This is a genomic window from Aminobacter sp. SR38, assembly GCF_014843375.1.
Lineage (GTDB): Bacteria > Pseudomonadota > Alphaproteobacteria > Rhizobiales > Rhizobiaceae > Aminobacter > Aminobacter ciceronei.
This window is the reverse complement of record NZ_CP062112.1, coordinates 898,891-918,209: the sequence shown is the minus strand read 5'-3', so window position 1 is coordinate 918,209 and position 19,319 is coordinate 898,891. Positions and strand designations below refer to the sequence as shown.

Genomic DNA, 19,319 nt, shown 5'->3' with positions numbered 1-19,319 from the left:
TTTAAGCTCCTCGATGGGCCTTTACGGCCCGAATTTCAGATTGGATGGTGCGGATGGGTGGCGATTAGCCGATGATGCCCATGATGTCGGATTCCTTCATGATCAGAAGGTCTTCGCCATTGAGCTTCACTTCGGTGCCCGACCACTTGCCGAACAGCACGCGGTCACCAGCCTTGACGTCCAGCGGGACGAGCTTGCCGGCTTCATCGCGCGCGCCGGAGCCGACGGCGACGATTTCGCCTTCCTGCGGCTTTTCCTTGGCCGTATCAGGGATGATGATCCCGCCGGCGGTCTTGGATTCGGATTCGACCCGGCGAACGACCACGCGGTCATGAAGCGGGCGGAACTTCGACTTTGCCATTTGAACTTCCTCGGTGAACTGTTGAGAACCCTCGGTCCGGCTGAACCGGACTTGGTTAGCACTCACTCCAGGCGAGTGCTAACGTGCCGCTGAGATAGTCCGCCACCCCTCGGCTGTCAAGGGAATGACAGCTTCGCGACAGCGAGTTTTTGGGGGTGTCAGGCGCGTGCCTGGGCAACGGCCTTGCGGAAGTCGTCTGAGGTCATGCCGCGCTTGTAGAGCGCCTTGCCGATCAGGAAGCCGGGCGTGCCCTGGAGCTGGAAGGCGCTGGCCTGTGCCGCATTGCGCTGAAGCACGCCGACAAGCACGTCCTGCCTGGCCTGGAGATCGCCGCGGGCGCGCTCGACATCGACGCCGGCCTCGCCAAGCAGATTGGCGGTGCTGCGGAATGTCAGTCGTTCGCGGGCGGTCATCAATGTCTGCACGGCATCGGCATAACGGCCCTGGCTGTTTGCGGCCAGGGTGAGCAGGGCGGCATTGCGCGAGACCTCGCCGAAGATCGGCCAGTCGCGCAGCACCAGGCGAATGCCCGTGTCTTCCTTCATCACCTCGGACAATTGCAGGAAGCTCAGCTTGCAATAGGGACACTGATAGTCGGTGAACTCGACCACCGTGACGTCGCCGTCGGGATTGCCGAGCACCGGGATATCGGGGTCGAAGGCGACGTCTTCGACGCTCGGCATCGGGTTGGCCCAGAGCGGCAGCGGCGCCAGCGCGCCAAGGCCCACAACGAGCTTGAGGATATGACGCCGGTTGGGCGAGGGGTCCGGCATGCGATCGATCCTGTTTTCCGTCGCAATCTCCTAGACGATGAGCGGGCATGATTAACAGTCGCCTAATCGCCGCGCCGGCACACGATGATGTGAATGCCGGGACGTGAATGCAGGTGTGCAATGCAAAAACGCCGCTTGAATGGTGAGCATGCTTATAATATATGCCGCTCATGAAAAACGAAGGCATCGACAGGCTGGGCTTCCTGATCCACGACGCGGCAAGGCTGGTGCGGCGCAGTTTCGAGCAGCGCGGCAGCGAATTCGGGCTGTCGGCGGCGCAATGGCGCCTGCTGGTCCGGCTGGTCAAGGAAGAGGGCGTGGCCCAGGCGCGGCTTGCCGAGCTCCTCGAAATCGAGCCGATCAGCGTCTCGCGACTGCTGGACCGGATGGAGGAGGGCGGCTGGATCGAGCGCCGCCAGGGCGCCAGCGACAGACGGGTGCGGATGATCTTTCCGACCGACAAGGCGCTGGAAGCCTTTTCCAAGGTCAAGGCGGTGGCCGGTGAAGTGTACGAGAAGGCGCTGGCAGGACTTTCCGATGAACAGCGCCTCGCCACGGTCCATGGCCTGCGCACCATTATCGACAACCTTTCCGCTGGCGAGCCCACGGATGCGAATTGTTTGAGAGAGACGAAGACATGAACGCGGTGGCGAAAGTGAACGAGAACAGCACAAAGGTCGAACTGGATGGTGCGGCCGCAACCCAGCTCCAGCCCGTGATCGCGGCACCTCAGCCTGCGCCGAAGAAGCGCGGTCGCGTCATGCTGATGGCGGCCTTGCCGCTCGCCCTGGTGGTCGGCGGCGGCTATTTCTGGGTCACCGGCGGCCGCTACCAGGAAACCGAAAACGCCAATCTGCGCCAGGCCAAGGTCAACATCGCCTCGGAAGCGGCCGGCCGCATCGTCAAGGTCGACGTGTCGGACAACACCACGGTCAAGGCAGGCGACGTCCTGTTCGAAGTCGATCCCGAGCCCTACAAGATCGCGCTGGCGCAGTCGGACGCATCCCTTGCCGCAGCCCGGCTCAATGTCGAGCAGTTGCGCGCCGCCTACAGCCAGGCGGTGGCCCAGGAACGGGTCGCGGCCAGCGGCCTCGACTATGCCCGGGCGCAGTTCGACCGCAGCAACGGCCTGGTCACCAAGGGCGTCAACACCAAGTCGTCGCTCGACGAGGCCCGCATGGACCTCGACAAGGCTGAGGAGCAGCACAGTGCGGCGGTGCAGGGCATCGCCAGCGCCAAGGCGGCGCTTGGCGGCAATCCCGACATCGAGACCGACAAGCACCCGACGGTTCTGTCGGCGCTTGCCGCACGCGACAAGGCCGCCTTCAACCTGGCCCAGACGACGGTCCGCGCCCCCGCCGACGGCGTGGTCTCGCAGGCCGCGTCCTTCAAGGTCGGCCAGTTCGTCGGCACCGGCACCGCCTTGTTCAGCCTCGTCGAGACGGGCGACACCTGGATCGAGGCGAATTTCAAGGAAACGCAGCTGACCCACATGAAGGCGGGCCAGGAAGCCGAGATCGTGCTCGACACCTATCCGGATCGCACCTTCCGCGGCACCGTCGAGGCGATCGGCGCCGGCACCGGCGCCGAGTTCTCGCTGCTGCCGGCCCAGAACGCCACCGGCAACTGGGTCAAGGTCACGCAGCGCATTCCGGTCAGGATCAAGGTCGACGCCACTGACGCCGGTCTCGCCATGCGCACCGGGATGAGCGCCACCGTGTCGATCGACACCGGCGTGTCGCGCGGCTTCGGCAGCATCTTCGGTCACGCGGTGGCGGCGGAATAGGCGCCGTCACCTCAATGTCTAAGTGAATTTTCGAAGTGGATCCGGTCGCGTTGATGCGGCCGGAACTCCGGCTTCTGGTCGCCGCTTGACGACCATCAGGTCCCAAGGGTTGGTCGAATGAGCCAGTCAGCAGCAAAATCCCTCACCGACGTGCCGCATCGCGGCCTGATCACCGTTGCCATCATGCTGGCGACGGTGATGCAGGTGCTCGACACCACCATTGCCAATGTCGCGCTGCCCTCGATGGTCGGCGATCTCGGCGCGTCCCAGGACACCATCAACTGGGTGCTGACCTCCTACATCGTCGCCGCCGCCATCATGACGCCGCTGACCGGCTGGATGTCGGACCGTTTCGGCCGCAAGGAGCTGTTCCTCGTCTCGGTCGTCGGCTTCACCATCATGTCGATGCTCTGCGGCGTCGCCTGGAGCCTGGAGACGATGGTGCTGTTTCGCGTCCTCCAGGGCGTGTTCGGCGCGGCCATCGTGCCGTTGAGCCAGACCTTCCTGCTCGACATCAATCCCAAGGAGCGCCACGGCCAGGCCATGGCGCTGTGGGGCGCCGGCATCATGGTCGGCCCGATCATCGGCCCGACGCTCGGCGGCTGGCTGACCGAGAGCTTCAACTGGCGCTGGGTGTTCTTCATCAACCTGCCTGTCGGCATCGTCGCCTTCCTCGGCTCGGCCGCCTATCTGCCGGCCATCGGCAAGCGCCTGCGCGGCTTCGACTTCTTCGGCTTTGCCATGCTGTCGCTCGGCGTCGGCGCGCTGCAGCTGATGCTCGACCGCGGCGGCGAGGTCGACTGGTTCTCGGCCGTCGAGATATGGATCGAGCTCGGCCTGGCGATCACAGGTTTCTGGGTCTTTGCCGTTCATATGGCGATGTCGAAGAACACCTTCCTCGACCCCAGGATATTCACCGACCGCAACTTCGTCACCGGCCTGGTGTTCATCTTCGTCATCGGCGTGATCCTGCTGGCGAGCCTGGCATTGCTGCCGCCGATGCTGGCCCGCATCTATGGCTACCCGACCATCACCACCGGCCTGGTCATGGCGCCGCGCGGCGTCGGCACGATGATCTCGATGCTTTTGGTCGGACGCCTGGTGCGCATGGTCGACAACCGCTACCTGGTCGTCGCAGGCCTGCTTCTGACCGCATTGTCGCTCTATTACATGACCGGCTTCACGCCGCAGATGGATGCGTTCCTGATCGTTTCGACCGGCGTCGTGCAGGGCCTGGGCCTCGGCCTCGTCTTCGTGCCGCTGTCGACGGTGGCCTTCGCGACGCTATCGCCGCAATACCGTACCGATGCCGCGAGCCTGTTCAGTCTGGTCCGCAACATCGGCTCGTCGATCGGCATTTCGATCGTCTCGGTGCTTCTGACGCGCAATGTCCAGATCAACCACGCCGAGTTGTCGGCCAACATCACGCCGTTCAACCCGAACCTGATGGCACTGTCGCCGGGGGCGGTATCAGGCAACCCGACGGCGCTGTCGCAGGTCGACGGCCTGGTCAACATCCAGGCGCTGATGATCTCCTACATCGACGACTTCAAGCTGATGATGATCGTCTCGCTCTGCGCCATTCCGCTGGCGCTTCTGCTGCGCAAGCCGAAGGTGCAGGCAGCGGCCGGCGCTGCGCCGGCAGCGCATATGGACTGAGCTGCCCCGGCAGCGCATATGGACCGACAAGAAAAGGCGCCGCCCGCGAGGACGGCGCCTTTTTCATGTCCGTATCGGCGGCTAGCCGACGATGCGCAGGTTCGACAGTTCGTCGGCGATCTCCTTGAACACCTGCATCAGATTGGCGCCGGTGGCGTTCCAGTAGAGCTTCTTGCCGATGGTCGTGCGCGAATAGGAGGCGCAGGACTTCATCGCGTCGATGGCCTTCTTCTCGGCGGTCTTGCTTTCGCTGAGGTCGAGCGACACGGTCATGACGACGACGGCGTCATTGCCCTGGCCGTCGATCTTGCGGGCATTGGGACCCTTGGCGTTGGAGCAGACCGTCTGCATCGTCTCGTCCATCGCCGCCTGGAAGTTGTCGCTGGTGTAGGTCGACTTGCTCACCGACGAACTGGTGCCCATGAAGATGCGCGAGGTGCTGGTGCCATTGTAGCCCTTGCCGGCATAACCATAGGCGGCATAGGTCGAGCGGTTGTTGGCATAGCTCGAATCGCCGAACGAGCTGTAGGTGTTGGCGCCGTCGGTCAAGACGATGATGACCTTGTCGTTGCCCTTTTCCGATTCAGACCTGCCGCCGGTGAACGGCGCAGGGCTCGAGACGACCCGCCAGCCCCAGGCGGTGCCTTCCGGCACGTTGGTGTTGCCCGACGGCTCCATGTCGTCGATGGCCTTCTTGATATCGTCTTTTCCGCCGGTCACGCTGATGTCGGTCAGCGGGGTGATCGGATTGGTGGTGCAGGAATAGTTCGGACCATTGCCGTCAGGGGCGGCTGCCGCGTCATAAGGCTTGACGCGGAAATATTTGCGCATGTCCGCCTGTCTCGGCTTGGTGGTGGTGTTTTCCCAGTCCGCCCACCAGTCGTTGTCGTAGCTCCAGTTGTCGGTGTTCAGATCGGGAATGCCGTCATCATTCAGGTCGGTCCACAGATGCCTCGGCTCATCGGGCGCAAACATCGGGACGAACAGCGTTTCGGGATGTGTCGATGTTGCTGCCGTGTCATTGGTGTTGTAGGGCGCCGGCCGTGCTTCGACGCAGCCTTGCCAGCTCGTATATTGGGTAACCGTGTATTCGTATTCTGGTTCGTTGGTATACTCGCGACACCTGCCGCTGCTGTAGCGCTTGCAAACCCGCCTGACGGTGTTTGGTAGAGCCTCCCGGTCCGTTTGCGCGATGATGTCTTGATACAGGCTGAAGCGGGTGAGCGGTTCGCCTGCCTCTGCTCCCCAGCCGGCCCCCTTCTTGCGCCACATGCCGCCCGAATATTCGGCGAACCTCTCGCCGATCTGGGCGATGTCGGCGCTCGTCATGTTGGCTTGCGTCATCTTCGACCAGTCGAAGTTCTCGTGATGGACAGGCGAAAGCCCGTTCGTGTCCATCCACGACTGGTCGTCATTGTCGGGCGCGATGTTGACCGAGGCGGCGAAGGGCACCAGTGCGAACTGCACCGGCTTGTCGATCTGCTTCATCGCGGCGGCCTGTTCGGCCATCTTGTCGACCAGCTGCTTGGAGGCTGCCTTGAGCAGGTCGATGCGCTTCTGGCCGGTACCGGAGCCGAGATAGCTCATCGACCCCGAATTATCGAGGACGAGCGCGACCTCGAGCGTGTTCTTGAGGCGTATCTCCGACTTGACGGCAAAATCCATCCGGTGCGACCCGCTGCCCTTGCCGAGCAGGGCTGCCGCGGCAGGCACGAAATAGGGATCGTATTTGAGATTGGCTTCGAGCTTCAGCGTGCCGCCGCCCGAATTGTTGCTCGGCAGGGTGACCACCAGCGTGGTGTTCGCCGGGTTCACCGGACCGAGATTGGCCTTGAAGAAGTCGCTCGCATAGGTCTTGAGCTGGTCGTCGGTGGCGCCTTCGATGAGGCGCCTGGCCGTGGCGATGCCGGCGGCGTCAAGCGCGTTGCGTGTGATCTCGCGCTGACGCGACATTTCCGAATAGTCGATCGCGAGAGCCAGAGCCCCCATGATCGGTACCATTGCTGCGACTGTGAGGATTGCATAGCTACCGCGCCGGTCGCGCAAGAATTTGCGGATCATGGATGGGGGTCCCCGAGCTCAACCCCGGCAAAATCGCACACAATCGTTAAATTTGAGGTTCCTAATCTATTGTGAAGTCGCAGCTCCGGATTAGCGTCCCGTTTACCAAGCGGACGCCGGTCCGTCGTGGCCGGGACGCCGTCGACGCCGCTGGCATAGTTGCATCAGGGGCAAAAGCTGGTGACAGGACGGACCGGTTCGGATAATTCCGGGCTACTTGGCCGTTCAGCCAAAGTCTCCCGTTGGGATCGATCGAAGGACAGGAAATGGCAGGCTTGCCGCAATCAATCGCGTCGCTCGAAGCGCTCACCGGCCGCTATCAGGCTCTGCTCTGCGACGTCTGGGGCGTCATCCACAACGGTGTCGACGCCTTCCCCGAAGCTGCGGCAGCACTCAAGGCGGCACGCGACAAGGGCGTGGCTGTCGTGCTGATCACCAATGCGCCGCGTCCGCGCGCCGGTGTCATCGCCCAGCTCGCCAATCTTGGCGTGCCCGAAAGCGCCTGGGACCGTGTCGTAACCTCCGGCGACGTCACCCGCGAATTGATCCGCTCGGGGCCGCGCCGGGTCTTCCACATCGGCCCCGACCGCGATTTTCCGATCTATGACGGTCTCGATGTCGATCTTGTCGAGGAGTTCGAGGCCTCCGTCGTGGTCTGCACCGGGCTTTTCGACGACGAGACCGAAACGCCCGACGACTATGCCGAGATGCTGCGCCGCCTGCGCGCGCGCAACCTGCCGTTCATCTGCGCCAATCCCGACATCGTCGTCGAGCGCGGCCACGAGCTGATCTGGTGCGCCGGCGCGCTGGCGCGTGACTACGGCCAGCTCGGCGGCCGCACGCTGGTGTCGGGCAAGCCGCACCGGCCGATCTATGAGGCGGCACTGGCGGCGGCGGGCGAAGTGCTCGGCCGCGAGGTCAAGCTGGCTGATGCGCTGGCGATCGGCGACGGCATGTTCACCGACGTCAAGGGTGCCGCCGACAACGGCATCGACGTGCTCTACGTCTCGGGCGGCATCCATGCCCGCGACTATGGCGAGGCGCATGCGCCCGATCCTGACATGCTCGCGGCGTTCCTCGACAAGCATGGCTATTCGCCGGTGGCGACCATTCCGAAGCTGCGGTAAGCGCCAAGATGACACAGAGCTTTCTTCGCATTTCGGGGGAAGAGCCGGTGCCGGAGCGGTTGCGCGGCAGCGTCGTTGCCATCGGCAATTTCGACGGCATCCATCGCGGCCACCAGGCGGTGCTCGAGCGCGCCCTCGAAGAGGCGCAGCGGCGCGGCGTGGCGGCACTGGTACTGACCTTCGAACCGCATCCGCGCAAAGTGTTCCGGCCCGACGTGCCGCTGTTCGTGCTGACGCCGCCGCCGGTCAAGGCGCGGCTGATCGAGGCGCTCGGCTTTGCCGGTGTCGTCGAAACGCCGTTCACGCGCGAATTTGCCGGCCTATCGGCCGAGGATTTCGTCACCTCCATCCTGGAGCAGCGCCTCGGCATCAGCCACGTCGTCACCGGCTTCGATTTCCATTTCGGCAAGAACCGGCAGGGCGGACCGGCTTTCCTGATGGCGGCGGGCGAGCGGCACGGCTTCGGCGTGACCCTTGTCGACGCCTTCCGCGACGAAGGCACCGAGATCATCTCGTCGAGCCGGATCCGCGAACTCCTGTCCAGGGGCGAGGCGGCGGAAGCGGCCGGATTGCTCGGCTATCGCTACACGGTCGAAGCAGAGGTCGTCGGCGGGGCGCAGCTGGGCCGCACCCTGGGCTTTCCGACCGCCAATATGCGGCTGTCTTCGGAGAGCGGTCTCAAGGAAGGCATCTATGCCGTGCGTTTCCGCCGCGCCGACGGAACGCTGTTTGACGGCGTCGCCAGCTTCGGCCGCCGCCCGACGGTGGGCGACAATCTGGCGCCGCTGCTCGAAACCTTCGTCTTCGACTTTACCGGTGATCTCTATGGCGAGATCGCTGCGGTGTCGCTGTTCGGCTACCTCAGGGGCGAGGTCAAGTTCGAAGGCCTCGACGCCCTCGTCGTCCAGATGAAACAGGACGAGGCCGAGGCGAGGGCGCTGCTCCAGGGCGTGCGCCCCCTCTCCGAACTGGACCAGGCCATCGCGTTCTAGAAATGCGAAAGCGCTAGGCGTTGGCGCTTTTCAGGCCGAAGCCGAAGGCGATGTAGCCGATGCCCTGGAAGATCAGGTCGATCGCCAGGAAGGCGCCCAGCACGATCAGGCTGTTCACCGGCCAGCCGATGGCGATGACGATGCCGGCGAGCAATGTCACGACACCTGCGGCAACGATCCAGCCCCAGCTGGCGAGCAGGCCTCTGCCCTTGATGCCCATCCAGATGCGCATCAGGCCCGAGGCGACGAGGCTGGCCGCCAGGAACAGCGTCAGGATCGAGGATGCCAACAGCGGATTGTTGAAGGTGAGGAAGCCGGCGACGATGTAGAGCACGCCGCCGAGCAGCCAGAGTAGGAAGCCGCCCCAGTTCTTTATGCCGAAGGCGTGGATGATTTCGAAGACGCCTGCCAGGATCATCAGCCAGCCGACGAAATAGACCGACGCGACGGTCGCGATCATCAGGTTGCCGGCAGCGACGATCCCCAGCACGGTGAGTGCTGCGCCCAAAAGCACGAACCAGCCCCATTTGGAGCGCAACGCGGCGATGTCGCCTTGCGGCATTTGATCGGAAATTGCCATCGGTCCCTTCTCCTGAAAAGTTGCCTGCTTCAGTTGCGTGACCTCCGGCCACACCGCCAACGCTAGTACCGGCGGTTGTATCCGTCCAGCATTCCGGTTTCGGCATTCCGGTTTCGTCGGGGCGTGGGCCAATGTTGTGCCAGGGCTAGAAATTAAATCAAATTTTACCGAGTTGGGCCAAACCCGGGGGTGTCCTGTTGGGTGTGTTTCGTGTACGCGGGGTTGTGATGCCTAGTTTCGCTCGTATTTTGGCGGCAGCCTCCGCGCTTGCCTTGGTGACGGTTCCGGCAACGGCCGGCGAGGGCGCATTCGGCTTTCTCTCCGGCGACTGGTACCTGACGCTCGGCGCCACCGGCATGGTCGCGCCCCGTTTCGAGGGCTCCAAGAAATATCTGTTCAGCGCCCAGCCGATCATTTCGCTGGGGAAGGCCGGCAATGAGGTGCGCTTTTCCTCGCGCAACGACAACATCTCCCTGGCGCTGATCGACGATGGCGGCGTCCGCGCCGGCCTGAACGGCAAGATCATCTTCGGCCGCGACGCCGAGCACGAGCTGCAGGGCCTGCACGACGTGCGCTGGGGCGGTGAGGTCGGTGGCTTCTTCGAATTCTACCCGACCGACTGGATGCGCGCCCGCGCCGAGGTCCGGCATGGCATTCGCGCCCATAGCGGCATCGTCGCCGACATCGCCGTCGATGCGTTCCACGACGTCACCCCCGAAATCCGGGTCTCGGGTGGCCCGCGTGTGTCCTTTGCCTCCAACGATTATTTCGACACCTATTACGGCGTCAGCGCCCAGGAAGCCGCCGCTTCCGGCATCAGCCAGTACAATCCCGGCAGCGGCATGCGCTCGGCGGGTCTCGGCGGCGCGGTCACCTGGAAGGCGACCGACAATGTCACCGCCAGCCTGTTTACCGAGTATTCGCGCCTGATGGGGCCGGCGGCCGATTCGACCATCGTCAGGGAGCGCGGCTCGCGCGACCAGCTGACGATCGGCGTGTCGACCAGCTACCGCTTCGACTTCAACCTTTGATATCAGGCGAATTAGGCGCTTTATTCCGCGCTCCGGCTCCGCTAAAAGCGCGGCCATGAGATTTTTCGCGCCCGTCTTTGCGACGTCGATACGAATTACAGGCCCGGCCTTCCGGGTGGCCTGAGGCTGTCCGCAAGTCCGGGACTTTTTGCCTGCGCGCTACCGGCGCCTTTTCCAGATCATGACAGTTGAACGCCCGTGGCAGCTTTGCCGGGCAAGATGGCAAGACAAATGACCGACACGTTCGAAAAGCTCGACTATTCCAAGACGCTTTACCTGCCGCAGACGGAATTCCCGATGCGCGCCGGCCTGCCCGAGAAGGAGCCGGTGACGGTTGCGCGCTGGCAGAAGATGGACCTCTACAAGCGCCTGCGCGAAAGTGCCGCCGGCCGCGAAAAATATGTGCTGCACGATGGCCCGCCCTATGCCAACGGCAACATCCATATCGGCCATGCGCTGAACAAGATCCTCAAGGACGTCATCACCCGCTCGTTCCAGATGCGCGGCTACGATTCCAACTACGTGCCGGGCTGGGACTGCCACGGCCTGCCGATCGAGTGGAAGATCGAGGAAAAATACCGCGCCGCCGGCAAGAACAAGGACGAGGTCGAGATCAACGAATTCCGCAAGGAATGCCGTGAATTCGCCGCCGGCTGGATCGGCATCCAGGCCGAGGAGTTCCAGCGTCTCGGCGTCATCGGCGACTTCAAGAACCCGTACACGACGATGAACTTCCACGCCGAGGCGCGCATCGCCGGCGAGCTGTTGAAGTTCGCCATGTCGGGCCAGCTCTATCGCGGCTCGAAGCCGGTGATGTGGTCGGTCGTCGAGCGCACCGCGCTCGCCGAGGCCGAGGTCGAATACCAGGATTACGAGAGCGACACGATCTGGGTGAAGTTCCCGGTCGCTTCCGGCTCCGAAGCCCTGGCCGGCGCCCATGTCGTCATCTGGACGACAACGCCCTGGACCATCCCCGGCAACCGCGCCGTCAGCTATTCGCCGCGCATCGCCTACGGCCTCTATGAGGTCACCGCTGCCGAAAACGATTTCGGCCCGCAGCCGGGCGAAAAGCTGATCTTTGCCGCAGCCCTTGCCGACGAGGCCGCGGCCAAGGCCAAGGTGACGTTGAATCAGATCGCCAGCGTTTCCGGCGAAGAGCTTGGAAAGGCTGTGCTTTCGCATCCGCTCAAGGGCTTCGGCGGCGGCTATCTGTTCGGCGTGCCGATGATTGCCGGCGACCATGTCACCGACGATGCCGGCACCGGCTTCGTGCACACGGCACCCGGCCATGGCCGCGAGGACTTTGACGCCTGGATGGATGCGGCGAAGGATCTGCACGCGCGCGGCATCGACCCGGCGATCCCGTTTACCGTCGACGATGGCGGCTTCTTCACCAAGGACGCGCCGGGCTTCGGTCCCGGCCGCGAAGGTGGTGCGGCGCGCGTCATCGACGACAACGGCAAGAAGGGCGACGCCAACAAGGCGGTCATCGACGAGCTGATCAGGCACGCGGCGCTGTTTGCGCGCGGCCGGCTCAAGCACAGCTACCCGCACAGCTGGCGTTCGAAGAAGCCGATCATCTTCCGCAACACGCCGCAGTGGTTCGTCTATATGGACAAGGAGCTCGGCGACGGCACGACCTTGCGCAGCCGCGCGCTTCAGGCGATCGACGACACGCGTTTCGTGCCCGCCGCCGGCCAGAACCGCCTGCGCGCCATGATCGAGGACCGCCCCGACTGGGTGCTGTCGCGCCAGCGCGCCTGGGGCGTGCCGATCGCCATCTTTGCCGACGCCGACGGCAATGTGCTGAAGGACGAGGCGGTCAATGCCCGCATCGTCGCGGCCTTCGAGGACGAGGGCGCCGACGCCTGGTTCGCCGAGGGCGCGCGCGAGCGCTTCCTGGGCTCCCGCGCCAACGAGGCGTGGACCCAGGTGATGGACATCCTCGACGTCTGGTTCGACTCGGGCTCGACCCATGTCTTCACGCTGGAGGATCGCCCCGACCTGAAATGGCCGGCCGACGTCTATCTCGAAGGCTCGGACCAGCATCGCGGCTGGTTCCACTCGTCGCTGCTCGAAAGCTGCGGCACGCGCGGCCGCGCGCCTTACAATACGGTCGTCACCCATGGTTTCACCATGGACGAGGAAGGCCGCAAGATGTCGAAGTCGCTCGGCAACACCGTCGTGCCTCAGGACGTCATGAAGCAGTCGGGCGCCGACATTTTGCGCCTGTGGGTGATGACGACGGACTATTGGGAAGACCAGCGCCTCGGCAAGAACGTGCTGCAGACCAACATCGACGCCTATCGCAAGCTGCGCAACACCATCCGCTGGATGCTCGGCACGCTCGCTCATGACGACGGCGAGGAGGTGGCGCTGGCCGAGATGCCGGAGCTGGAGCGGCTGATGCTGCACCGGCTGTCGGAGCTCGATGCGCTGGTGCGCAAGGGTTATGACGATTTCGAGTTCAAGCGTATCACCCGTGCGTTGATCGACTTCATGGTCGTCGAGCTGTCGGCCTTCTACTTCGACATCCGCAAGGACGTGCTCTACTGCGATGCGCCGTCGAGCATCCGCCGCAAGGCGGCCGTCCATGTCGTGCGCGCGCTGTTCAACTGCGTCGTCAAGTGGCTCGCGCCGATGCTGCCCTTCACCACCGAAGAGGCCTGGCTCGAACGCAACCCGGGCGCCGAGTCGGTGCATCTCGAACAGTTCCCCGACGTGCCGGCTGCCTGGCGCGACGAAGCGCTGGCCGAGAAGTGGCGCAAGGTCCGCCAGGTGCGCAGCGTGGTTACGGGCGCGCTCGAGCTGGAGCGGGCCAAGAAGACCATCGGCTCGTCGCTGGAGGCGGTTCCTGTCGTCCATATGAGCGACGCGGTGCTGGAAGACGCGCTCTCGGGCATCGACCTGGCCGAGATCAGCATCACCAGCGATCTCGTCATCTCCCATGATGCGGCGCCGGCCGATGCCTTTGTCCTGCGCGAAGTTCCCGGCGTTGCCGTCGTCGTCGAGAAGGCGGAGGACCGCGGGCTGGTCAAATGCGCGCGTTCCTGGCGCTACACCGGCGATGTCGGTTCCGACGCCGCCTTTGCCGATGTCTCCGCGCGCGACGCCGCGGCCCTGCACGAACTCAAGGCGCTCGGCCGGCTTTGACACCCGACCGGCTGGCATGGGCCGGCTCTGGCATGGGCCGGCTCTAACAGATGCTGAAATGCAACGACCGGTAGACATCTCCGGCCGGTCGTTGCCCTTGACGGCCCATTAAGGTAAAAGCGCGAAACTCCGGCAGACAAATTGTCGCCGGAATTCCGTCGGATGAGCATACGGATCGGGACCCGGCTCAAGGCCGGCATCTAGCGAGAGGCGTTCGAGTGAAAATTACTGGCATGACGGACCGCATCAGCGCGCGCGGAGCTTTGCTTGCGTCGCTCGCCGTTTCCGGCCTGGCGCTTACGGGCTGCATGAGCGCGCCCACCTACGGCACCGACAAGTCGGCGACGACCCAGCTCGCGACCGACCTGACCAACATCATGTCGTTGAAGCCGAAGACCAACACCATCGAATACAAGCCGCGTCCGGAGCTGGTGAAGCCGAAGACCGGCCAGGTCGCCGCCCTGCCGGTGCCGCAGGACAACATCGTCACCACGGCAAGCGCCGACTGGCCCGAATCGCCCGAGGCTCGCCGCGCCCGCATCCGCGACAACGCCACCAAGAATCGCGACAACCCGAATTTCGAGCCGGAAGTCGTCAACGACATGTCTGCGCTGAACGGCCCCGACATGAGCAAGTGGACGCCGGCGCAGCGCAAGGCCGAGATCGAACGCCGCCTGCGCGAGAACAAGCAGGGCAGTACCACTTCCCGCAAATATCTGAGCGAGCCGCCGCTGGCCTACCGCCAGGCAGCCGCCACCGCCGCCCAGGATGAGCTCGGCGAAGACGAGATCAAGAAGGAACGCCGCAAGAAGAAGCTCGCCAAGAAGGGCACGAGCTGGTGGCCGTTCTGATCCTGGCCACAATTGCAGACTGACCGGGCGCCCTGACTGGTTCAGGGCGTTTTCGTTTCTGCGAGGCTGCCTGGAGCAATTCCAGGAAAAGTGTGCAGCGGTTTTCCCTGGGAATTGCGCAACAACAAAAATGCTGGAGAGATCCGCGATTCGAAGAAAAGCGGAAACGCTCTAGTCCTCGCGCCTGTCCTTGAAGAAGCTCTTGAGCATCTCGGCGGCGCGGGTTTCGCCGATGCCGGCATAGACGTCGGGTGCGTGATGGCAGGTGGGGGAGGCGTAGAACCTCACGCCGCTGACCACAGCGCCACCCTTGTCGTCGGCGGCGCCGAAATAGAGCCGGCGCAGGCGGGCAAACGAGATGGCCGCGGCGCACATGGTGCAGGGTTCGAGCGTCACATAGAGGTCGAGCCCGGTCAGGCGCTCCTGGCCGAGCCGCACGCAGGCCTGGCGGATCGCCAGTATCTCGGCATGTGCCGTGGCATCGTTGAGTTCACGGGTGCGGTTGCCGGCCCGGGCGACGACTTCGTTGCCCTGGACGATGACCGCGCCGATCGGCACTTCGCCGCGCGCCGCTGCCGCTTCGGCCTCGTCGAAGGCCAATGCCATGTAATCGGGCCGTTTCACGCCTCAACCATCCTGTTACCCCTCGCTAACCCCCGAGCTTCCTGTTATCTAGCCGCCGAAAAGGGCAAAGGCCACCATGGACGACGATCGTAAGAAATTCCCCCGCAAGGGCGGGTCAAAACCGGCTGGAGCGGGCGGCCGTGACGGCGGTGCCAAGAAATTCGGCAAGCCGCGCAGCGAAGGTGGCGCAAAACCCTTTGCCAAGAAGCCGTTCGTGAAGCGCGCCGAAGGTGCCGAGGGCGGCGAACGCCCGAAGCGCGATTTCCGCCCGCGCGACGGCGAGGCGCGCTCCGAGCGGCCGTTCAACAAGGGGCCGCGCCCCGAAGGCAAGCCGTATGAAAAGCGCGAAGGCGGCCGCTCGTTTGGCGGCGACAAGCCCTTTGCCAAGAAGCCCTATCGTGCGCGCGCCGCCGAAGGTGCCGAAGGCGGCGAACGCCCCAGGCGCGATTTCGCGCCGCGTGATGGCGAAGCCCGCGCCGAGCGTCCGTTCCACAAGGGCCCGCGCCCTGAAGGCAAGCCATATGAAAAGCGCGAAGGCGGCCGTTCCTTTGGCGGCGACAAGCCGTACCGCGCGCGCCCGGCCGAGGGTGGGGAGCGTCCGCAGCGTGAATTCCGTCCGCGCGACGGCGAGGCGCGCGCTGAAGGCGGCGAGCGTCCGTTCCGCAAGGGCCCGCGCCCCGAGGGCAAGCCATATGAAAAGCGTGAAGGCGGCCGCTCGTTTGGCGGCGACAAGCCTTATCGTGCCCGTCCTGCCGAAGGCGGTGATCGTCCGCAGCGCGAGTTCCGCCCGCGCGACGGTGATGCGCGCCCGGCAGGCGGCGATCGCCCGTACCGCGCGCGCCCCGAGGGCGGCAAGCCCTTCGAAAAGCGCGGCGAAGGCTTCAAGCCGCGCCCGCGTGCTTCCGAGGATGCACCGGAGCCGGGCGAGCGCATCGCCAAGCGCCTGGCGCGCGCCGGCCTCGCCTCGCGCCGCGATGCCGAGGAGCTGATTGCTGCCGGCCGCGTCAAGGTCAACAACAAGGTGCTGGCGTCTCCCGCGGTCAACGTCATGCCTGACGACATCATCCATCTCGACGGCATGGAAATCCCGCCGATCGAGCGCACCCGCCTGTTCCTGTTCCACAAGCCGGCCGGCGTGGTCACCACCAACCGCGATCCCGAGGGCCGCAAGACCGTCTTCGACGTGCTGCCGCAGGAGCTGCCGCGCCTGATGACGATCGGCCGCCTCGACATCAACACCGAAGGCCTGTTGTTGCTGACCAATGATGGCGGCCTGTCGCGCGTGCTCGAACTGCCGGCGACCGGCTGGCTGCGCCGCTACCGCGTGCGCGTCCACGGCAAGGTCGAGCAGAAGACGCTGGACGGTCTCAAGGACGGCATCGCCGTCGAGGGCGTGTTCTACGGCTCGATCGAGGCGACGCTCGACCGCGAGCAGGGCAGCAATGCCTGGATCACCATCGGCCTGCGCGAAGGCAAGAACCGCGAGGTCAAGAACATCCTTGGCGCGCTCGGCCTCGAGGTGAACCGCCTGATCCGCATCTCCTATGGCCCGTTCCAGCTCGGAGAGCTGCCGGAGGGCCATGTCCAGGAGATCAAGGGCAAGATGCTGCGCGACCAGCTCGGCGAGCGGCTGATCGAGGAGTCGGGGGCCAATTTCGACGCCGACATCGTCAAGCCGTTCTCCAACAAGCCGACCTTCCGCCGCGAGGAACGTCGCGAGGAAGAGGCGCCGCGCGCCCCGCGTGCGCCCCGCCTCGACATCGGCGAAGGCGGTCTGATCAAGAACCGCAAGCGCGATCGCGAGCGTCATCGCGAGGACGTGCTGGGCCGCCTGTCGACCGAACGCCCTGCCGGCTTCGGCGACAAGCCGAGTTTCGGTGACAAGCCAAGGTTCGGCGACAAGCCGAGATCCGGGGACCGGCCGAAATTCGGGGACAAGCCCAAGTTCGGCGACAAGCCCAGGTTTGGCGACAAGCCGAAATTCGGCGGCAAGAAGGGTGACGAGCGCGAAAAGAAGCCGTTCGAGACGCCTGGTGCGCGCAAGACAAATGTCTGGATGGCTCCGGGCGCGCGTCCGCAGAGCGAAAAGGCCAAGGCCGATGCCGCGTCGAAGCCGCGCTTCGACAAGTCGCGTTCCGACAAGCCTCGTTCCGACAGGCCCCGTTCCGACAGGCCCCGTTCCGACAGGCCCCATTCTGACAGACCCCATTCTGACAGACCGGGCGGCGACGGCCCGCGCGGTGGACGGCCCGGCGGTCCGCGCCGGGATCGCGGCTGATGCGGGTAGTCGGTGGTGATTTGCGCGGCAGGCCGTTGGCCACGCCGCGCGACAACGCCATTCGTCCGACAACGGATCGCACACGCGAGGCGGTGTTCAACATGCTTGCCCATCGCTTCGGCGGCAGGCTCGACGGCGTGCGTGTGCTCGACCTCTTCGCCGGCACCGGCGCGCTCGGCATCGAGGCGCTGTCGCGCGGCGCTGCCTATTGCGTGTTCATCGAGGAATCGGCCGAAGGCCGCGGACTTGTCCGCACCAATGTCGAGAGTTTCGGCCTGACCGGCCGGACCAAGATCTTCCGCCGCGACGCAACCGCTCTCGGAGACGCCGGCACGCTCGGGCCGTTCGGCCTGATCTTCGCCGATCCGCCCTATGGCAAGGGCCTGGGCGAGAAAGCCTTGCGTTCGGCTCGCGCCGGCGCCTGGCTGGCGCCGGGCGCGCTCTGCGTCGTCGAGGAAGCGGCATCCGCTGCGTTCGAGCCGGGACCCGGCTTTGCCGTCGTCGACGAACGTTCTTATGGCGAGACGGTGATCCGCTTCATCGAGGCGCAATAGCTGCGGCGCCCGACTTCGGCCTCTTTCGGACCGGAAGATTACGAACAATTCACTTCCCGCCGCTTTGTGCCGAAGCCTATAAGGCGGGCACGTCCACATTCAGAGGCAGTTGATGATCTTGAGACTCTTGCGGGCGAAAGCCTCGCTGCCAGCCCTGTTGGCCCTGGGGCTGGCCTCGTCGGCGCCGGCTCTCGCCGAAGCGCCGCGCAGCGACTGGAAGGTCACCAGCTTCACGCTCGACAATGGCATGCAGGTCGTGGTCATCCCCGACCATCGCGCCCCGATCGCCACCCACATGGTCTGGTACAAGGTCGGCAGCGCCGACGAGATGCCCGGCAAGTCGGGCATCGCCCATTTCTTCGAACATCTGATGTTCAAGGGCACCAGCAACCACAAGGCCGGCGAGTTCGGCCAGAAGATCGCCGAGATCGGCGGCAGCGAGAACGCCTTCACCACCTATGACTACACCGCCTATCACCAGACGGTGACCCCCGCTGCCCTCGAAACGATGATGAGCTTCGAGGCCGACCGGATGCGCAACCTGGTGCTGAGCGATGCGGTGATCGGGCCCGAACGCGACGTCATCCTCGAAGAGCGCCGCTCGCGCGTCGAAAACAATCCCGGCGCGCTGCTCAACGAGGAAGTCGACGCGACGCTGTACCAGAACCAGCCCTACCGCATTCCCGTCATCGGCTGGATGCATGAGATCGAAAAGCTCAACCGCGTCGACGCCACCGACTTCTACGTCAAGTATTACGCCCCCAACAACGCGATCCTGATCGTTGCCGGCGATGTCGAGCCTGATACGGTCAAGGCGCTGGCCGAAAAGACCTATGGCAAGGTGGCGCGCGGGCCGGAGCTGCCGCCGCGCATCCGCCCGGTCGAGCCGGAGCAGAACACCAAGCGCACCGTCGAGCTGACCGACGAGCGTGTCAGCGTGCCGAGCTTCTCCAAGGCCTGGGTGGTGCCGTCCTACCAGACGGCCGAGCCGGGCGAAGCCGAAGCGCTCGATCTTCTGTCGGAGATCCTTGGCGGCGGCAGCCGCAGCCGGCTCTACCAGGGCCTTGTGGTCAAGGACGGCATTGCCTCCTCCGCCGGCGCCTTCTTCCAGGGCACGATGGTCGACGACACCAGCTTCACAGTCTATGGCGCGCCGCGTGGCGAAGCCGGGCTGCAGCAAGTGGAAGCCGCCGTCGACGTCGAGATCCGCCGCATCATCAAGGATGGCGTGACATCGGACGAGCTCGAAAAGGCCAAGGACCGTTTCGTCCGCTCGATGATCTTTGCCCGCGACAACCAGGCAAGCATGGCCAACATCTATGGCAGCACGCTGGCGACCGGCGGCACGGTTGCCGACATCGAACAGTGGCCGGACAGGATCCGCACTGTCACCACCGACCAGATCAAGGCGGTTGCCGCCAAATATCTCAATCCCGACCATTCGGTTGCCGGCTATCTGCTGCCGGCGAAATCAGTCGAGAAGTGATGT

16 protein-coding genes are annotated in these 19,319 nt (G+C 64.7%); 11 read left to right on the top strand and 5 right to left on the bottom strand.

All coding sequences use genetic code 11. From position 1 onward, the window contains the following. Positions 1-64: 64 nt before the first annotated feature. Both groES and IG197_RS04490 read right to left on the bottom strand, forming a co-directional pair. On the bottom strand, positions 65-361 hold the full coding sequence (gene groES, locus IG197_RS04495; RefSeq protein ID WP_018427182.1) for a co-chaperone GroES: 297 nt from the start codon (positions 359-361) through the stop codon (positions 65-67). A gap of 158 nt (positions 362-519) precedes the next feature. Then, entirely contained in the window at positions 520-1,134 is a 615-nt protein-coding gene (locus IG197_RS04490) for a DsbA family protein (protein ID WP_192317237.1), read from the bottom strand. A gap of 170 nt (positions 1,135-1,304) precedes the next feature. On the opposite strand from IG197_RS04490, the gene IG197_RS04485 reads away from it, so the two are divergent. The 3 genes from IG197_RS04485 to IG197_RS04475 all read left to right on the top strand — a co-directional run bounded on the left by IG197_RS04485 (position 1,305) and on the right by IG197_RS04475 (position 4,579). Continuing rightward, positions 1,305-1,775 carry a MarR family winged helix-turn-helix transcriptional regulator gene (locus tag IG197_RS04485; RefSeq protein WP_154385466.1) on the top strand — a complete coding sequence of 157 codons (471 nt, stop codon included), beginning with the start codon at positions 1,305-1,307 and terminating at the stop codon, positions 1,773-1,775. Continuing rightward, positions 1,772-2,920, top strand: a complete 1,149-nt coding sequence (locus tag IG197_RS04480) for an HlyD family secretion protein (RefSeq protein WP_192317235.1) — start codon at positions 1,772-1,774, stop codon at positions 2,918-2,920. The genes IG197_RS04485 and IG197_RS04480 overlap by 4 nt, the downstream gene beginning before the upstream one ends. A 117-nt stretch (positions 2,921-3,037) precedes the next feature. Next, a complete protein-coding gene (locus IG197_RS04475; protein ID WP_192317233.1) occupies positions 3,038-4,579 on the top strand; it encodes a DHA2 family efflux MFS transporter permease subunit in 1,542 nt (513 codons plus the stop codon). A gap of 81 nt (positions 4,580-4,660) precedes the next feature. Here IG197_RS04475 and IG197_RS04470 read toward each other — a convergent pair whose 3' ends face one another. After that, the gene (locus tag IG197_RS04470) at positions 4,661-6,640 is read right to left on the bottom strand and encodes a pilus assembly protein (RefSeq protein WP_192317231.1); all 1,980 of its coding nucleotides are present in this window, start codon (positions 6,638-6,640) and stop codon (positions 4,661-4,663) included. Between the two features lie 266 nt (positions 6,641-6,906). On the opposite strand from IG197_RS04470, the gene IG197_RS04465 reads away from it, so the two are divergent. Continuing rightward, positions 6,907-7,767 carry a TIGR01459 family HAD-type hydrolase gene (locus IG197_RS04465; RefSeq protein ID WP_182573667.1) on the top strand — a complete coding sequence of 287 codons (861 nt, stop codon included), beginning with the start codon at positions 6,907-6,909 and terminating at the stop codon, positions 7,765-7,767. A gap of 8 nt (positions 7,768-7,775) precedes the next feature. Beyond that, on the top strand, positions 7,776-8,759 hold the full coding sequence (locus tag IG197_RS04460; protein ID WP_192317229.1) for a bifunctional riboflavin kinase/FAD synthetase: 984 nt from the start codon (positions 7,776-7,778) through the stop codon (positions 8,757-8,759). A 13-nt stretch (positions 8,760-8,772) separates the two neighbouring features. Here IG197_RS04460 and IG197_RS04455 read toward each other — a convergent pair whose 3' ends face one another. Beyond that, positions 8,773-9,339: an HdeD family acid-resistance protein gene (locus IG197_RS04455; RefSeq protein WP_246765302.1), complete on the bottom strand. Its 567-nt coding sequence runs from the start codon at positions 9,337-9,339 to the stop codon at positions 8,773-8,775. 227 nt (positions 9,340-9,566) lie between these two features. Here IG197_RS04455 and IG197_RS04450 point away from each other — a divergent pair, with 227 nt between their 5' ends. The 3 genes from IG197_RS04450 to IG197_RS04440 all read left to right on the top strand — a co-directional run bounded on the left by IG197_RS04450 (position 9,567) and on the right by IG197_RS04440 (position 14,374). Next, on the top strand, positions 9,567-10,370 hold the full coding sequence (locus tag IG197_RS04450) for a MipA/OmpV family protein (RefSeq protein ID WP_182573669.1): 804 nt from the start codon (positions 9,567-9,569) through the stop codon (positions 10,368-10,370). Positions 10,371-10,601: 231 nt separating this feature from the next. Continuing rightward, entirely contained in the window at positions 10,602-13,523 is a 2,922-nt protein-coding gene (gene ileS / locus IG197_RS04445) for an isoleucine--tRNA ligase (protein ID WP_192317227.1), read from the top strand. Between the two features lie 233 nt (positions 13,524-13,756). After that, positions 13,757-14,374, top strand: coding sequence for a hypothetical protein (locus IG197_RS04440; RefSeq protein ID WP_192317225.1), 618 nt, complete (start codon positions 13,757-13,759; stop codon positions 14,372-14,374). 171 nt (positions 14,375-14,545) lie between these two features. On the opposite strand, the gene IG197_RS04435 is transcribed toward IG197_RS04440, so the two are convergent. After that, positions 14,546-14,998 (bottom strand): nucleoside deaminase, encoded by a 453-nt coding sequence (locus IG197_RS04435; RefSeq protein ID WP_192317223.1) that lies wholly within the window; start codon positions 14,996-14,998, stop codon positions 14,546-14,548. A gap of 76 nt (positions 14,999-15,074) precedes the next feature. Here IG197_RS04435 and IG197_RS04430 point away from each other — a divergent pair, with 76 nt between their 5' ends. From IG197_RS04430 to IG197_RS04420, 3 genes are all read left to right on the top strand, one after another. Next, positions 15,075-17,276 carry a pseudouridine synthase gene (locus IG197_RS04430; protein ID WP_192317221.1) on the top strand — a complete coding sequence of 734 codons (2,202 nt, stop codon included), beginning with the start codon at positions 15,075-15,077 and terminating at the stop codon, positions 17,274-17,276. Beyond that, positions 17,276-17,830 carry a 16S rRNA (guanine(966)-N(2))-methyltransferase RsmD gene (rsmD, locus tag IG197_RS04425; protein ID WP_192317220.1) on the top strand — a complete coding sequence of 185 codons (555 nt, stop codon included), beginning with the start codon at positions 17,276-17,278 and terminating at the stop codon, positions 17,828-17,830. The genes IG197_RS04430 and rsmD overlap by 1 nt, the downstream gene beginning before the upstream one ends. 112 nt (positions 17,831-17,942) lie before the next feature. Then, positions 17,943-19,316 (top strand): pitrilysin family protein, encoded by a 1,374-nt coding sequence (locus tag IG197_RS04420; protein ID WP_192317218.1) that lies wholly within the window; start codon positions 17,943-17,945, stop codon positions 19,314-19,316. The last annotated feature ends 3 nt before the right edge of the window (positions 19,317-19,319 follow it).

Coding starts and splice junctions, on each gene's coding strand:
- IG197_RS04420 (WP_192317218.1), top strand. CDS start 17,943: ATGATCTTGAGACTCTTGCGGGCGAAAGCCTCGCTGCCAGCCCTGTTG.
- IG197_RS04455 (WP_246765302.1), bottom strand. CDS start 9,339: ATGGCAATTTCCGATCAAATGCCGCAAGGCGACATCGCCGCGTTGCGC.
- IG197_RS04440 (WP_192317225.1), top strand. CDS start 13,757: ATGACGGACCGCATCAGCGCGCGCGGAGCTTTGCTTGCGTCGCTCGCC.
- IG197_RS04430 (WP_192317221.1), top strand. CDS start 15,075: ATGGACGACGATCGTAAGAAATTCCCCCGCAAGGGCGGGTCAAAACCG.
- IG197_RS04470 (WP_192317231.1), bottom strand. CDS start 6,640: ATGATCCGCAAATTCTTGCGCGACCGGCGCGGTAGCTATGCAATCCTC.
- rsmD (WP_192317220.1), top strand. CDS start 17,276: ATGCGGGTAGTCGGTGGTGATTTGCGCGGCAGGCCGTTGGCCACGCCG.
- IG197_RS04485 (WP_154385466.1), top strand. CDS start 1,305: ATGAAAAACGAAGGCATCGACAGGCTGGGCTTCCTGATCCACGACGCG.
- IG197_RS04465 (WP_182573667.1), top strand. CDS start 6,907: ATGGCAGGCTTGCCGCAATCAATCGCGTCGCTCGAAGCGCTCACCGGC.
- groES (WP_018427182.1), bottom strand. CDS start 361: ATGGCAAAGTCGAAGTTCCGCCCGCTTCATGACCGCGTGGTCGTTCGC.
- IG197_RS04475 (WP_192317233.1), top strand. CDS start 3,038: ATGAGCCAGTCAGCAGCAAAATCCCTCACCGACGTGCCGCATCGCGGC.
- IG197_RS04480 (WP_192317235.1), top strand. CDS start 1,772: ATGAACGCGGTGGCGAAAGTGAACGAGAACAGCACAAAGGTCGAACTG.
- IG197_RS04450 (WP_182573669.1), top strand. CDS start 9,567: ATGCCTAGTTTCGCTCGTATTTTGGCGGCAGCCTCCGCGCTTGCCTTG.
- IG197_RS04460 (WP_192317229.1), top strand. CDS start 7,776: ATGACACAGAGCTTTCTTCGCATTTCGGGGGAAGAGCCGGTGCCGGAG.
- IG197_RS04490 (WP_192317237.1), bottom strand. CDS start 1,134: ATGCCGGACCCCTCGCCCAACCGGCGTCATATCCTCAAGCTCGTTGTG.
- ileS (WP_192317227.1), top strand. CDS start 10,602: ATGACCGACACGTTCGAAAAGCTCGACTATTCCAAGACGCTTTACCTG.